This is a genomic window from Sporosarcina thermotolerans, from assembly GCF_042658975.1.
In the GTDB taxonomy this organism is placed as follows: domain Bacteria; phylum Bacillota; class Bacilli; order Bacillales_A; family Planococcaceae; genus Sporosarcina; species Sporosarcina thermotolerans.
In genome coordinates, this window is record NZ_JBHSRM010000003.1 from 55530 (window position 1) to 70417 (window position 14888).

14 protein-coding genes are annotated in these 14888 nt (G+C 35.6%); 1 reads left to right on the forward strand and 13 read right to left on the reverse strand.

Annotated features, from left to right (window positions below; all coding sequences use genetic code 11):
- Positions 1–59 precede the first annotated feature (59 nt).
- Positions 60–410: a hypothetical protein gene (locus ACFPZG_RS03190; RefSeq protein ID WP_283732653.1), complete on the reverse strand. Its 351-nt coding sequence runs from the start codon at positions 408–410 to the stop codon at positions 60–62.
- A 996-nt stretch (positions 411–1406) separates the two neighbouring features.
- Here ACFPZG_RS03190 and ACFPZG_RS03195 point away from each other — a divergent pair.
- Entirely contained in the window at positions 1407–3278 is a 1872-nt protein-coding gene (locus ACFPZG_RS03195) for a phosphocholine cytidylyltransferase/choline kinase family protein (RefSeq protein WP_283732654.1), read from the forward strand.
- A gap of 320 nt (positions 3279–3598) precedes the next feature.
- Here ACFPZG_RS03195 and ACFPZG_RS03200 read toward each other — a convergent pair whose 3' ends face one another.
- The 12 genes from ACFPZG_RS03200 to ACFPZG_RS03255 form a co-directional block, all read right to left on the reverse strand.
- Complete coding sequence (locus ACFPZG_RS03200) at positions 3599–4834, reverse strand: hypothetical protein (protein WP_381426401.1); 1236 nt, start codon at positions 4832–4834, stop codon at positions 3599–3601.
- A 13-nt stretch (positions 4835–4847) separates the two neighbouring features.
- Positions 4848–5546: a sugar phosphate nucleotidyltransferase gene (locus ACFPZG_RS03205; protein ID WP_317940612.1), complete on the reverse strand. Its 699-nt coding sequence runs from the start codon at positions 5544–5546 to the stop codon at positions 4848–4850.
- A 259-nt stretch (positions 5547–5805) separates the two neighbouring features.
- The gene (locus tag ACFPZG_RS03210) at positions 5806–7284 is read right to left on the reverse strand and encodes a CDP-glycerol glycerophosphotransferase family protein (RefSeq protein WP_283732658.1); all 1479 of its coding nucleotides are present in this window, start codon (positions 7282–7284) and stop codon (positions 5806–5808) included.
- Positions 7285–7445: 161 nt separating this feature from the next.
- Entirely contained in the window at positions 7446–9086 is a 1641-nt protein-coding gene (locus ACFPZG_RS03215) for a glycosyltransferase (protein WP_317940611.1), read from the reverse strand.
- A 120-nt stretch (positions 9087–9206) separates the two neighbouring features.
- Positions 9207–10043 carry a flagellin Hag gene (hag, locus tag ACFPZG_RS03220; protein WP_317940610.1) on the reverse strand — a complete coding sequence of 279 codons (837 nt, stop codon included), beginning with the start codon at positions 10041–10043 and terminating at the stop codon, positions 9207–9209.
- Positions 10044–10292: 249 nt separating this feature from the next.
- The gene (gene csrA / locus ACFPZG_RS03225) at positions 10293–10514 is read right to left on the reverse strand and encodes a carbon storage regulator CsrA (protein WP_283732661.1); all 222 of its coding nucleotides are present in this window, start codon (positions 10512–10514) and stop codon (positions 10293–10295) included.
- Positions 10515–10952 (reverse strand): flagellar assembly protein FliW, encoded by a 438-nt coding sequence (gene fliW, locus ACFPZG_RS03230; protein ID WP_283732662.1) that lies wholly within the window; start codon positions 10950–10952, stop codon positions 10515–10517. It lies immediately after the preceding gene.
- A gap of 64 nt (positions 10953–11016) precedes the next feature.
- Positions 11017–11892, reverse strand: a complete 876-nt coding sequence (gene flgL / locus ACFPZG_RS03235; RefSeq protein WP_283732663.1) for a flagellar hook-associated protein FlgL — start codon at positions 11890–11892, stop codon at positions 11017–11019.
- 18 nt (positions 11893–11910) lie between these two features.
- Positions 11911–13380 (reverse strand): flagellar hook-associated protein FlgK, encoded by a 1470-nt coding sequence (gene flgK, locus ACFPZG_RS03240; protein ID WP_283732664.1) that lies wholly within the window; start codon positions 13378–13380, stop codon positions 11911–11913.
- A 10-nt stretch (positions 13381–13390) separates the two neighbouring features.
- Positions 13391–13906: a flagellar protein FlgN gene (locus ACFPZG_RS03245; protein ID WP_381426402.1), complete on the reverse strand. Its 516-nt coding sequence runs from the start codon at positions 13904–13906 to the stop codon at positions 13391–13393.
- Positions 13907–13911: 5 nt separating this feature from the next.
- Entirely contained in the window at positions 13912–14175 is a 264-nt protein-coding gene (flgM, locus tag ACFPZG_RS03250; RefSeq protein ID WP_317940608.1) for a flagellar biosynthesis anti-sigma factor FlgM, read from the reverse strand.
- Between the two features lie 286 nt (positions 14176–14461).
- Complete coding sequence (locus ACFPZG_RS03255; RefSeq protein ID WP_283732667.1) at positions 14462–14887, reverse strand: TIGR03826 family flagellar region protein; 426 nt, start codon at positions 14885–14887, stop codon at positions 14462–14464.
- Between the last annotated feature and the right edge of the window lies 1 nt (position 14888).

The following is a 14888-nucleotide window of genomic DNA, read 5'->3' on the forward strand; positions in this document are numbered from 1 at the left end:
AAATTGTTCAACGTCGGCGACCGTGGCGTTGGCAAATGTCAATATTCTTCTTTGACCTCTTAACTGCCTAATTTGACCGTTGCAATCTCTAACAACTTATACAGTTCCGGATAACACTCGTGCCGTTTCTGAGTGTAAAGCTCAAAATTCTTTAGTATCTGACCTTGTTCCAATTTCATTTTTTCAATTTCAATATTTATTTCTTTTTTCTCTACTTCCAATTTCGAAAGAAATTCAGATTTTACTTCTTCTGTTCTCCTCGTAATATCAGCAATATCCTCTTTAGTTGCATGGTTTTTACCTTTTTCATTCATGTAATTAGGCAAATAATTTTTAAGTAAAAGCCCACCTACTAAAGTAACCAAAATTGGAACTATTCCGTACATCATTGTTATTTCATATATAGCCATATAAAACGTCCTTTCTGATTAGTACGCTAAATGGATACTAAGATGTCAACCATTAATATAAATTTCACCAGTTTGAAATATATAAACAAGGACTTCATTGTACAATTCACTCTGTCTTAAATCAATTCAATTAAAAAACGCAATCCGAATAATCCCGGACCGCGTTTTATTAACCAGATTAACGTAGAAGTTGAAGTACGCCTTGTGGTTGTTAATTGGCTTGCTATGCCTCCATGTCTTTCAATCATGGTATAGACTATATCTTCACCCTCAAGTTACCTTGTAGGGGCTGGGCACTTCGAATGTTACGACTCGTAACACCCTACGGATTTCATCGTCATAGCGATTGCCTTAGACGGTATATCCTAGTCGTTGAACGTTCCCCACGGTTTCCCGACAGGGGCTTCGCAGCTGATTGTCCAATCTCTTCGTTTTTCAAGCCGTCACGTTTACCGTTTCCAGTTCCGCTGTGGCAGAAGAGCTCTCAGGAGGTTCCAGCAATATAGGTTTAGGTTCCAGGTTCTAAAACAATTCCGATTTCAATGGGAACCTGGTAATATTTCCACTCCTTTGAGGTTATTCCAAAATACTACTTCTTATTTTTATTTGTTAGTACCTATGCAAGCTGAATTCATGATAATTTAACGCCATGTCCAATATTTAACGCCACCCGAATTAATACTAATGATATCATAATTTTCCAGTTAAAATAAGCAATGGTCAGACTAATTGACTTCTTGGTGAATATCAATTACATAAAAATTGTTTAAATCAACCCGCAAAGTCGAACTCTCTTTTCCAATCTTCGCATTAAATGTTAGATTCTTTTTTGGGTCATTGATCAATTACTTGGATGCTTCTTCCATCCACCACGAAAGCGAAATCTTTCACTCCTCCCATTTAGTAATAAAAGTTGAAGTTTGTTATTTACATTATTTGATTATTCTACTACAATTATCCTTGTTCAAATATTGAACAAGGATAGGAGATTTACATATGCATAAGTTTAAAATTTTAGAGATTTTATCAAAGAATGCTGATGTTAATCAAAGGCATTTGGCAGATGAGTGCAATCTTTCAATTGGAAAAGTGAATTATACGTTAAATGAGTTGACTAAAGACGGGTTTATTGAAACTGGAAAATCAGGAATAAAACACCATTACCAAGTTACTAAATTGGGTAAAAATTATTTATTGAACGAGCTTGAACAATATCAGGAAACAAAAGTATTGCTTCATTCTAATGAAAGAAAGAAAGTCACTCAAGCTGTTATTTTAGTAGCTGGAGAAAGAAAAGATTTTGATATGCCTGTATGCTTACTTGATATTCAAGGTACAAACCTGATTGAACGAACTGTTTCGTGCTTAGAAGAAAATGATGTCGAAAAGATCATTATTATTACAGGTTTCAAAAAAGAAAAAATTGAAAACTATGAAGGCCTTAAAGGAAAAGAAAACATTATCTTTATTGAGAATCCTCGATATTTATGGACAGGCAGCATGGCATCATTGGCATATGCTGCGGAATATATTACGGACGATTTTATACTTGTGGAAGATGATATTTTAATTGAAGAAAAAGCATTTGTTGAATTATTGAATCATAAAGATCGTGATTGCATGCTTATCACAAAAGAAAGCGGTTCAGGTGATGAGGCGTTAATTGAATTACGAAATGGTTATGTTTATGAAATTTCAAAGGATAAACATCGTCTAAATCAAATAGATGGTGAAATGGTTGGAATCACTAAGATTTCCTATGAAGTATTTATTGAAATGCTTGAAATTTATAAGGAGAACAAAAACCCTTTTATCAATTATGAATATACACTTCTGAATGTCTCCCGCAAGGTTAATTTAGGGTATTTAAAGCTTCCTGAATTGATTTGGTCGGAAATTGACAACAAAGAGCATTATTTTAAAGTCACTGATAAAATCTATACGTTGCTAAAAGTAAAAGAGGAAAAGTTTAAAGAAGATAAATTAAAGCATATAATTGCGGACGCTTTATCGATTGATGTAAAGCGTGTCATTTCCATGGAGCCACTTGGAGGCTTAACAAATCGAAATTATAAAGTATCGATTGACTCAAAGGATTATGCAGTTCGATTCCCTGGAAAAGGCACTGAAAGGTACTTAAATAGATACGCCGAAAAAGTGAACACTGAAATTGTTAGTGCTTTGGGTGTGAACCCAAATATTCTTTATTTTAATGAAGAGAATGGATTGAAAATTGTTGAATATATTCAAAATGGAGAAACCCTTAATCCGAAAACCGGGAGACGTGAAGACAATATTATCTTAGTTGCTCAATCTTTTCGCAAAGTTCATATGTCCGGGGAGGAGTTTGTAGAAGTATTTAATGTGTTTGAAAAGATTACTGAATATGAAACAGTATTAAAAGAATTAAAAGGTCAACTTCCAGAAGACTACGAAGAAGTAAAACGGCAAGTTTTAGATTTAAAAGATAAATATCTATCTCTTGATTTTAAATTAGCACCTTGCCATATCGATCCCCTCACAGAAAATTTTGTAAAAAGTAGCGAGGATAAAATGTATTTAATCGACTGGGAGTACGCGGGAATGAACGATCCTTTGTGGGATATCGCTATGTATGCGATAGAAGCTGGGTTAACTTCAGCTGAAGAAGAGCTATTCTTAACAATTTATTTTAATGGCATAGTTACAGATGAAGATACAGCAAGAGTCTTAATGAATAAAATTTTCATTGACTTCTTATGGACAATTTGGGGATTAATGAAGGAAGCCGGCGGAGCTGATTTCGGATCATATGCAGCAACACGATACAGTCGTGCGAAAAACTTTTTACGTGAGTACCATTCACTTACAAATAAGGTAATTAACTAATTGAGTATTGAAATTGATTAGCATCGTTACAAATAGTAATCCCAAAATCTTATGAACTAAGCAGAAAAACCAAAAGGACTAATAGTTAATATCACACTGTTTAAGCACCCTCAAACAAATGCAGTATCTCCTAAGTATAATTGATGTATACATTTTTAGGAGGTGCTGCTCCCATCTCAAATGTGCAAATAACGATTTAGCAGCGTTACCCTTCAACCCATTAGAACTCTTCTTCGAATGGGTAATACAGTTTAATTACTTCTGACATACCGTATTTGCTTGACGGTTGGCCGATTCCAGTGTTTGAGTTGTAAATGACTTTATATTACTTCCAAAACTTTTTTATTGAGTTCTGTGATAATTTCAGCAACATAATGCTGATATAACCATATCCCATCGATATTTCCCGTAAAGGATTTTTCACCACCACTAACCTCAGTTAAACCGATTCCAACACCTAAACCGTAGCTGTAAAAGCAGTCAATGGACTCTTGATTTTTCATAACAGGTCTAAAGTGGGTATCTGTTTTTAAAATTCCATTATTCACTTCAAACTGAATCTGCTTACCATTCTTATAAACCGGAATTAAATTTGTTTTATATCCAAGACATTCAATAATTAAATCATAATCTGCATTGTCTTTGAAATAAACTCTTTTTAACGTAACATTATTAATGGTCTCGTTCAAAATAGCCTTTGCTACTAAGAAAGATTCTTCACGCATTCCTGAATAACGATTAACCCTTTGTGTAACAGGACATATATCATCCTCTGTGAAGTTATATCCATCTAATAGTGCATCTTCCATACTTGAATAGTATAATTTCAAATTTGATTTTCCATATAGATCAAAGCTATATTTTGATGAATTAATGACGCTATAACGCTCATTTAATTTACTCAAAACTGACATAGCACTATGTGAATTACCGACAATCGCAATTTTAAGACTATCATTTGACGTAAATAGTTCTTCTAAATGCTCGTTTTGTTCCGTCAATATATAATGAGAATGCACATAACGGTCATCTTCATCCAGATTTAAAGTTTTCGGCACCCCACCTAAATTGACATGAACATTTTTTGCCCAAACTTCCTTTACACACCCGAATTGCTTAAATACTACTTTGAAAAGTCCCTCTTCACAAATATGTATCTGCTCAACTGTTGCGCATTTATATACATCACTATTTGGGTTTTGCTTAATACACTGTTCTAAAAAGTTACCGATTTTCCCATAAAGTACTCCGATATCATGCAAACTAGGGGCAATATCACAATAGCTTTGTATTTGCTCACTAAGCTTTTCTTTATTTAAATACTGTTGTACTAAAGAATGTTCAGATAAAAATTCAAACAAAGCCCCTCCTTTAGAGTTTGCAGATATTTTGTATTTCTTAATGTTTCCTGACAACAATTCGTCTGTTTTTTCAATGACACAAATTCCTCGATTTAATTCTTCTGCCAATTGACCTTGAGCATCAAAATAAATTAATTGAGACATACCGGCTGGACCACCGCCACAAATAATTGTTTCATAAACAGTTCGTTTCATAAAAACACCATACCTATTCATTAAATTCTTCTAATAAGCTTTTATAATCCTCTAAATCGTCAATTTCATAAACTAAATTTTCTGGAATGATCTTTACATAAACATTTAAATTCTCAAGGTTATTTTTCAAAATCGTATCCCAATATAAATTCGGTGAAAGTGAAACAAAATCCAAGCCTTCAAATACATTTTTCAAAGTATGACCGTCTGCATCATTTAAATACGTAATTCCAGCAGAAATATAATCGCTACCACAAACCTGTCCTACCCTAATATCGACTATCTTAGAATTTAAATCCGTTGTAACAAGCCACTCTTCTTTTGTTGTGTCTAATCTTTTCACAAAATAATTTGACGTATCAGTTGAGATATCCTTAAATACAGATTCCTTAATAAACAAATCACCTTCAAGTATATAACTATCCGCTAAAAAATCTCGTACTATATATAATGAATACGCATTATTTAATTCAACATACTTATCATTAAAAACTAATCTCACTTCTTTAAACTTTTCCGCCAAATACTCAAATTGTTGGTTTAAATAGCCTGTTACAATGATGATTTCTTCAACTTTTTCCGCTATTAAAAACTTTATCGTTCTTTCTAAAAACGGCTCTTTATTAATAGTCAAAAGCGATTTATGAGTTTTTTCTGTCAAAGGACGCAATCTAGTCCCCTGTCCAGCTGCTAAAATAATTGCACTTGTCATAATTTGCCTGCATCCCTTCAAATGTTCAATAACTTATTATAGCTTATACCAGCATTGTCCCGGAAAACCTCTTATTGTGATCCCCACACACAATCACCTCAAAATTAGCTGCATTATTAACCATAATAATACACCCCAACAGTTAGATTTTCGACTCTAACTTTTGGGGTGCATCTCATTTCTGTTAGAAATTCCCTAAAGGTGGCATTGATTTTATTGCTTAAAATTAGGAATTAAATCTAATTGTAAAGATGTTTAATCATGGTAGCCCCAATTGTAAATTTTTCATTAATAGTTCACTTACTCTTTCACCAATTCTTCCATCGGCTCCTGACATTTCTTCTTGAATTATCTGTAGTCTCTTATTTTTTGTCGTATCCACTCCGCTTTTAACCCTATCAATAAAGTCCTGAATTTCTCTTAAAGACGTTGCTTGTTCAAGATGATTGATAGGGAATATATACTGAGTTTCGTCTGAAACAATTTCTTCTTTATTTTTCTTAACCCAAATAATTGGTTTTTCAGTTAATAAATATTGTGCTAACAAAGAGCTATAGTCACTAATTAAAGCATCAGAGTAATTAAATGACATATAGGAAGAAGCATTATTATCAAGAACTATATTACTTGATTTATTAATTATCTCTTTCATGTATTCCCACTTATTAAGATACTGGGGTTGATACAGTTTAAATATAGTATCGGTCATAGGATGTGGTCGCCATATTAAACTAATGTCATCTCTGTCAAAAAAATGCTCTATTAAAGAGGTTCCGTATTCTAAAAGTGTTCCATTATTTGAAGTAATATTATAATGAGTGTTCCATAAAAAGACTTTTTTCCCCTTCAGTTTACTATCCCATTCTATATTTCTATGTGTGGTACTTAAAAATCCCTCATCCCATTTTGGCAAACCTGTTACTAAAACATTACTTCCCTTCTTAGGTGAAAACTCTTTATGCAACTCTTTTACTTTTTCTGATTGTGCAATTATCCTCCACGCATATTTAGTAACTGGAAACTGGCAATTAACCTGGATACTGGCATCGTCAGATATCAAAGTGGTATAGTATGGTAGATAAACAAGTTTTGTATATTTCGCAATGTTTTCAGGCCAAAACTGAGGGAGGGTTACACTTTCATAAGGATTACTAATTAATACAAGGTCAGGTAAATGCTTGGTAATATCATATTTGTTATATGGTATAAAGTTTATTCCTAAACTTGTAAGATAATCTTCATAAATAAAATCAGTTTCTATTTTTCCGTTGGTTTCTACTGTACGAAAAATTGGTGTTAATACCACACTGACTTCGCAGTCACTTCTTTGGCTAAAAGCTTCATATACACTTTGCATAGAATCCCATTTTTGACCAAGCTCTGCAAAAAACACAATATGGTAGATAGCACTAATTTCTTTTTCAAATATGACCGTTAAATCTTTTATATCCTCCCTTAAATCAGTTGTTAATTCAAGAATGCGATCTTCTTTATTTTGAATTAAAAGTTCAACAACTTTTTTTTCGCATAGTTTTATTTGACCAAAAATTTTTTGGTTATTGGTATCTTTATGATTTTCACTAATTACTTTTTTTATTCCCTGGAGAAACTCTTTACTGTTTAATAATAACTGATTATAAATTACCTCATCATTATTTTTTTCATTGTGAATATAATCTGCGGCTTCTAATAATGTAACTAACATTTCTTGAATATATTTATGTAATGCATAACGCACAAAATCCCACCTTTAGGCTGAAATTATTTTAATACTGAAACTTTGTAATTCGATAGACAGAATCATAGATACAAAAATCCCTGTCTTTAATACGAAAACCTATTTCAAAGAGTTTTGTTGAAAATAACCTCTGTTTTTCAAATCAAAGATATTCAACTTAATCAACCAATAAGTTTCAATTTATTTTTAAGTTTTTTACTTAAAAATGCTCTTTTCCCCTTCAAAATGGTTAACACCTCTGTTGACTCCAAAACTTCAGTCTGTTTATATATTGCTTCAAAAAAACTCTCTTCAATTGCAGTTAGTTTCTTATTTTTCTTCTTAAATATCATGTTATATAAATTCACTAAAGGCTGATCATATTTTATATTATATAGAAAATCAATAAATTCTTCGGATTCCAGCCTAACAGTCAATAGGATATAATCAACTAAACTAAATATGCCAGTTGCAAGTAGTGAAATAACTTCTTGATCACTTTTCTTTTTTAAAGACTCGCTTATTTCAGATTCAAATCCATCAAGTTGCAAATTCTTTATGAATAATGCCTCATTCTCGTTTGATGTTAGGTCTGGATTATCTAATAGAGAGCGGCTAAGTTTTTGTACATTAAGATTTGGAACAGAAAGTAGGATCTTCACAACCCTTAAAGGTGTCATTGTTTTTTTGTTTACCATATTATTATTCAAGAAGATTGACAATTCTTCTAAAGATGAATGCTTTGCAAGAATAGAAATTAATTTCACCCATACTTTATCGTCCGAGTCATTTATGGACAATGCCCTTGAATAACTTTTTACAGATTTATGCAAATCGTTCTCTATCTCATATATTTCACCAAGGTGTTTTAGTGGCAAGAACTCTAAAAAATCATCACTTGAATCACTTCTCAATATTTCTTTTTTAGATATTATTTCTTCAAATATTTTTTTTGCTTGTTTATACTGTTTTTTATTAAAAGATATAATTCCTTTATAATATTTGAAATCAACAACATTAGGAAAAGCTTCTATGCAAGTTTCTATGATATCTAACGACTCTTCGTTTCTATTACTTCGATGCAGTGCATCTGATAAATACAAAAGAAGTTTTTGAACCCATTCTAAGTTTAAATCGGGCTTAAAACTATATGCCTTCTGGTAGTATTGAATAGCCCTATTATTGTCATCGATATTTTTATATTCATTTCCAATAAAAAAGTAATCTATCGCTTCTTTATGTTCATTATCCAACAATAATTCCAAATTTCTATTTGACTTTTCTTTCTCCTGAACTGTACTTGTCAAATAGCCCGAATGGTAGAGCTGAAAGTCAATAATACCGTGTTTGGCCTTATCTGGATCATTATGTTCCAAAACTTCGTGAATACTTCTTCGATAAGCAATAGATCCATCATTTTTATATAAACGTTCATGGTGGTTAAGTGAAGTATTCTGTCCGTTTTGTCCAATAAAACTAACAATCTGAACACCTATTATATTGAAGACTGGTGGTTTAGATAGAAGATCATTTTTAAACTTTTCGAAGCTATCTCTATCTACATACTCATCAGCGTCAATAGCAAGAATCCATTCTCCTCTTGCTTTTGAGGCCGCAAAATTTCTTGCTTTTGAGAAATCATTTACCCATTGAAAGTCAAACACTTTATCAGTGAATTGAAGCGCAATTTCTTTTGACTGATCCTTAGAGCCCGTGTCTACAATTATAATTTCATCAGCGATTCCGCTAATTGATTCAAGACATCTTCCAATAACCTTTTCCTCATTTTTCATAATTATGCATACAGAAAGTATAGGTTGCATGTATAGCACTTCCCTTAAAATTTGATAGATTATAGGTTCATAAAAAAAATCGTACAGTCTATGTACGACTTTTTTTATGAACCTGTCATCATGATTGAGACAGGTCCGTTTTATTATTTATTATCGAAGTAATTGAAGTACGCCTTGCGGTTGTTGATTTGCTTGAGCTAGCATAGCTTGAGCAGCTTGAGTTAAAATATTGTTCTTTGTAAAGTCCATCATCTCTTTGGCCATATCGACATCTCTAATGCGAGATTCAGCAGCTGTTAGATTTTCGGAAGAAGCTCCAAGGTTATTGATTGTGTGTTCTAGTCTATTTTGGTATGCACCTAGTTTGGAACGCTCAGATGAAACTGCATCAATCGCCGACTGGATTGTCTTAATAGCATCATTTGCGGAAGCTTGAGTAGAAATTTTAATTCCTAAAGCTGCAGATGCGCCTTCAACTCCAAGCGCGCTTGCCCCCATATTGCCAATTGTTAGTTTAATACTCTGTGAAGCGTTTGCACCTATGTGGAAGGTCACTCCGCTTGTAGCTAAGCTGCCATTAATCAATTTCTTATTGTTGAACTCAGTATCAGTTGAAATACGAGTAATTTCTTGAGCTAATTGATCCACTTCGTTCTGAAGGTTTGCCCGCTCTGAATCAGTATTTGTATCATTCGCTGATTGTACTGCAAGCTCACGCATACGTTGAAGAATTGCATGGGTTTCGTTCATTGCACCTTCAGCTGTTTGGATCAAAGAAATACCGTCTTGAGCGTTTTTAGAAGCCATATCCAATCCACGGATTTGTGCACGCATTTTTTCGGAGATTGCAAGACCCGCTGCGTCGTCTCCTCCACGGTTGATTCTTTGACCAGAAGATAGCTTTTCCAAGTTTTTAGCTGCGTTTGTGTTGTTAGCACCTAGTTGGTTAAACGTATTAAGTGCAGCAATGTTGTGGTTAATTCTCATGATTTTTTCCTCCTTGAGTGTTTGTAGATTCACGTCCCTGTGAATCAATTAATTTGTTTGCGAAGTAAGAGCCGGCCGAACTCGTTACTGTCGCTTACATTGTTAATATCGGTTTGGTTGCCAAGTAGTTTAGTGTTTAATAAAAGATTTCGTGAGATTTTGGTTTATTTAGTGGAAAAATAGCGGATTTTACCTAAACGGATGGCCTGGCGCTTTTTCGGAAGAGAGCCAGGCTTTTATTTCGGAGATTTAATCTTTTTTTGTAAGCTGTGAAAATAATGCAGTATCCAGTGTAAGAGCTTCCGTGTTCGTTTCTGTTATTGATTGAACGAGTTCACCACGGAGAATATCCACTGTTTTTGGTGCTTCAATGCCAATGCGAATGGTTTCTCCTTTGACTTCGAGAATGCGTATTTCAATATCGTCACCAATTTTAATTGTTTCATTCGGTTTGCGTGAGAGGACTAGCATTTAGACTTCCTCCTTGACTTGGCCGATGATGTGGCGTGTTTTGAATCGGTTGTCGTTTATAATCATTTGTTTTGCTGTTTTGTTATTCATTTGAAAGATGAGTGGTGCTTGTAGGTTGATGGTTGATGTTTCGAATGGTTGTTTGAGTGTTAGGATGGCTAACACGAATACGTCTTCTGGTTTTTCGATGTTAAGTAGTTCAATTGTTGGTTCGTCGATGTCGAATGAATAGTCTTCGATAAGTGAATATGGATTCGAGACAATAAATGCTACTGCTTCGGTTGTTGTTGATTGTAATACTTGGAAATTAGGGTTTCCTTCGATTGGAAGCAGTGCGAATTGCTTTTCAGTTTCGAAGCCAGGGATGCCTTTTGGAAATTTCCATAGTTGGTCCGTTTGTATATCGATTTCGCCGTGGAATTTTGTTTGGATTTGCATAATGGTGATCGCTCCTTTTCCTTTTGTTGATTTGCATAAAAAAAGAACGTATAAACGTCCTTTTTTATCTTAGAAAGTCGACTAATGAAGGTTGGATAACTCTTGCGCCTACTGAGAGGGATGCACGATAGACGGCTTCTTGGGTAAGCATTTCGGTTATCACTTTTTCGAAGTCTATGTCTTCGTTTTCGGATTGTAGTTTTTTGGCTGATGCTTCTTGTACATCAAGTCGATTTTGCATGAGTTCTGCGCGGTTGGAGCGGCCGCCGATGTCCATTCGGAGTGCAAGGACATCATCCATCTGTTTATCAAGATCCGTCAGAGCTTTATCGAATTTGACATCTTCTCCGGCTTCTGTAATTTCATTAAAGAAAGTATTTAACTCTTCGAAAAGGTCTCTTGCATTAGTATTGACTTTCAAATTCACGCCATTGAATATTTCAATTTCAATGTCTTTGGAAAATCCATCTGTATCTGGCGTGAATTCTTTAGTTTGTTTATTGAATAGAGGCGTGTCCGTTTTGGTCCCGCTGAAAATATATTTATCCATTACTTGTGTGTTTGCAAAGTCTTGAATCGTTTCCTGAAGTTGCCTTAGTTCGATTTTAATAAACTCACGTTCTTCGGGATTCATTGCTCCGGTATTTGCGGCATTTGTGACAAGATACTTGGCACGTTGCAAGACTTGCCCAACGCCATCAAGTGCATCTTCCGAGCTGTCGAGCCAGTTATTCACTTCGATAAGGTTTTTCTTGTATTGGTCGATTTTGTCCACTTGATTGCGGAAGCCTATGCTTTTCATGGCGGCTCCAGGATCGTCTGATGGACGGTTAATTCTTTTTCCAGAGACTGCCTGTTCTTGCAGCTTACCCATTTTACTATAGCTTGTCATCAAGTTTCGAACTGTATTGTTAGAAAGCATGGATTGTGTTACGCGCATTGATTAGTACCCCCTTTATTATCTGCCAGATAAGCCCATTCCGTTAATGATTTTGTCGAGTGTTTCATCAATGACCGTAATCATACGGGCGGAGGCATTGTAGGCTTGCTGGAATCGGATCATATCTGTCATTTCCTCGTCCAGTGAAACGGCGCTGATGGAGTCGCGGCGATTGGCAGCGGCACCTTGTAGTGATGCTGTGTTAAATGCCATGCGCTGTGCTTGTTGGCCGTTAACTCCAAGTTTTCCGATAATACCTGAAAAGAAATCTTGAATTGTGGATTTATTTAAATCGTCCAATGGACTTGTTTGAATGGCTAAAAGGGCTTTGGCGTTATCCGCGTTAGCTATTTCATCAGCTGAACCTGATGCTGCAAGTTTTCTTGGATCGTCGATCAGATCTTGATTCACTGATAGATTACCAGCTGTTGTAATAACAAAGAATGCTTCTCCATCATTACCATCAAGATCTATTCCTTCTCCATGAACTCTGTTAAATTCATTTGCTAAAGCCTCAGCCATCTTATTCAAATTATTAATCATATCTGGATAAAGGCCATTTCCATCACCCGTGCCATATCCATATGAATTAATTAGTGACTTCAATTTTCCAGAATCTAAGAATTCGGAAAGTACGTGATTAGTGGAATCAGTATCGCCTACCGCCTTTATAGAAATGCCCTGAATTAATTGATTTGTAGGGTTTACCTCTACCTCCCCAAATTCCTTGCCTTTCACAAGCTCGACCCTTACACCGTCGTTCATTTTCAAAGACACAGTTACTGTCCCTTGAGCAATCGCCGATGTACCTCCACCTGTTTTTTCAAACTTAGTTTCGATCGGTAAATAGGTCGACAACTCGTCTAACAACAAATCTCTTTGATCATACAATTCATTCGGTAGATAACCGCCTGACTCCATTCCGGAGATTTGGCCATTCAATCTCGCAACTTCCTCCAATAGGAAGTTGACGTTATCTGTTGAAAAACTGATTTCTTTTCCTAAGTTTGTCTGGGCTTCGGTCAATGAACTGTGTAAATGATTGAATGACTCGGCTACATCCTGACCTCGCTGAATGACGATAGCTCTTGCGCCGCTGCTTGAAGGGCTTGTCGCAAGCGTTTGTAGTGAAGACCAAAATTCGCTTAGTGATTTTTGTAAACCGAATTCTGAAGGTTCACCTATAATGTCTTCAATTTGTGAAATTGCATTGGATCTTGATTCCCAATAGCCAAGTGTGTTGGATTCCTGTCTGAATTGGTTGTCGACGAAGGAATCGCGGATGCGTTGGATTGAGCTTGCTTCGACACCGGTCCCTAATAATCCAGGCGACGACGTGAGGCCCTGTGTTGCCTGCATATTGACGCGTGTTCTTGTGTAGCCGAGTGAGTTGGCGTTGCTTATGTTATTGCCGGTCGTGTAAAGGCCGGTTTGTTGTGCGTAGAGTCCGCGTTTATTTGTTTCAAGTCCCATGAATGTGGAGCGCATACTGTTCCTCCTATGCTTGAGAGTCGAAGTTTGGTATATCCCTCGACGCTTTTTTGCCGTTAATGCCTGTTTTTGAGTAAGTGACCGATTCCGTACGTGGTCGAACCATGTCCAGCGACAGATTCACAAATTGAAGGGATTGGTAGGTCAGTTTTTGGTTGAGATCATTTTGCCATTTCAATTCATGAATCGCATGCAGGAGACGGTCCCTCGCCTCCGTAAGTTGTTCAGTATCCGGAATGGGAGTTGCTTCAATCAGGTCGGTGATTGTTGGATTCATCGGCATAGAAATACCTTTTCCTTCAAGATAGTTGCTGACCGCATTCTGCCTGCTTTGGTCCATTTGGACGATTGCAGCGAGATGTGCCTGCTCATCTTTTAGGAGTTGGTCAATGCCTTGAATATCGCCATTTTTAATGAGTTCCGATTTTTCTTTTGCGATGCGAAGCAGGCTCTTATGCAATTTTTCCAGATTGTCGAGTATGGAAAGTATTGTTTCGATTGTCATCATAGTCCCTGCTTTCATCTAACTTATTTTTTGTAGTAGTTGAGTAGGCTTTGGGCCAATTTTTCGGGGTCTACTTTGTAATTTCCCGATTCGATTTGCGCCTTCAGTGATTGAACACGTTCGTTTCGTTCGATTGTGATTGGTGATGTTTCGGAAAGTTGTTTTGCTTCGGATGAGATTTCAATCTTGTCGGTTTTGATTTGGTGGTTTTCCTTTGCCTGTTCAACTTTCATTTGGTTGGCGCGGTATGGGTTGATGGGCGTGATGTTGACTCTATTTATTTTCATGATTTGGCTCCTTTCTTGGAGTATTTATATCCTTATGCTTTATTTCGGCATTTTTGAGCTGAGGTTTAGCTTAATGTGAAAGATTTGTGTATGAATACGTTCTTGGAGATAGTGTTTCCTTAATTAGCATAGAAAAAACCGACTTTTTATGGAGTCGGTTTTTCGTTTATGCGCTTTTGGGGTGATTTATGCGTGTTTACGGCTGTTTATGCTTTTTTGGAATGAAATATGCGTGTTTCCTACGAGTTATGGAATTTTGGAAGGATTTATGCGTTTTTGTAGAAATTTATGTGTTGAATTTATCTTCTCTCGTCATCTTTCCATGTGCCAAATACGTTTCATTCATTTCAATAATGGTTTCTTGTGATGCTTCGTATGCGTCTAACTGGCTTTTAAGTTTGTTGGTGCAACTTTCGCATATTTTTCCTGTTGTGATTAATTCTCCACAGTTCTCACATGGGTAGCCAAGGCCGGGGAACCGTGAGGGGTGAAGATGGCCTTTGCGCACCCATTTAAATAGCAATGTTGTAGTTACTCCCGTTTCTTGGACAATTCTTTGAACGGTTGAGGCGCGATTTTCTCGTCTTCTTAAAAACTGATGCACTATATCGAACATTTTTTCCTCTTCTTTTGTACACAATGGACAGATATCACTTAGTCCGTTATATTCGAATATTCCTTTGCAGGTTGAACAATTTCGTATTTCCGTCATA

What these genes read in the sequence shown, in the direction of transcription:
- ACFPZG_RS03190 (WP_283732653.1), bottom strand. Translation starts at nt 410, where the DNA reads ATGGCTATATATGAAATAACAATGATGTACGGAATAGTTCCAATTTTG.
- ACFPZG_RS03195 (WP_283732654.1), top strand. Translation starts at nt 1,407, where the DNA reads ATGCATAAGTTTAAAATTTTAGAGATTTTATCAAAGAATGCTGATGTT.
- ACFPZG_RS03200 (WP_381426401.1), bottom strand. Translation starts at nt 4,834, where the DNA reads ATGAAACGAACTGTTTATGAAACAATTATTTGTGGCGGTGGTCCAGCC.
- ACFPZG_RS03205 (WP_317940612.1), bottom strand. Translation starts at nt 5,546, where the DNA reads ATGACAAGTGCAATTATTTTAGCAGCTGGACAGGGGACTAGATTGCGT.
- ACFPZG_RS03215 (WP_317940611.1), bottom strand. Translation starts at nt 9,086, where the DNA reads ATGCAACCTATACTTTCTGTATGCATAATTATGAAAAATGAGGAAAAG.
- hag (WP_317940610.1), bottom strand. Translation starts at nt 10,043, where the DNA reads ATGAGAATTAACCACAACATTGCTGCACTTAATACGTTTAACCAACTA.
- csrA (WP_283732661.1), bottom strand. Translation starts at nt 10,514, where the DNA reads ATGCTAGTCCTCTCACGCAAACCGAATGAAACAATTAAAATTGGTGAC.
- fliW (WP_283732662.1), bottom strand. Translation starts at nt 10,952, where the DNA reads ATGCAAATCCAAACAAAATTCCACGGCGAAATCGATATACAAACGGAC.
- flgL (WP_283732663.1), bottom strand. Translation starts at nt 11,892, where the DNA reads ATGCGCGTAACACAATCCATGCTTTCTAACAATACAGTTCGAAACTTG.
- flgK (WP_283732664.1), bottom strand. Translation starts at nt 13,380, where the DNA reads ATGCGCTCCACATTCATGGGACTTGAAACAAATAAACGCGGACTCTAC.
- ACFPZG_RS03245 (WP_381426402.1), bottom strand. Translation starts at nt 13,906, where the DNA reads ATGAAAGCAGGGACTATGATGACAATCGAAACAATACTTTCCATACTC.
- flgM (WP_317940608.1), bottom strand. Translation starts at nt 14,175, where the DNA reads ATGAAAATAAATAGAGTCAACATCACGCCCATCAACCCATACCGCGCC.
- ACFPZG_RS03255 (WP_283732667.1), bottom strand. Translation starts at nt 14,887, where the DNA reads ATGACGGAAATACGAAATTGTTCAACCTGCAAAGGAATATTCGAATAT.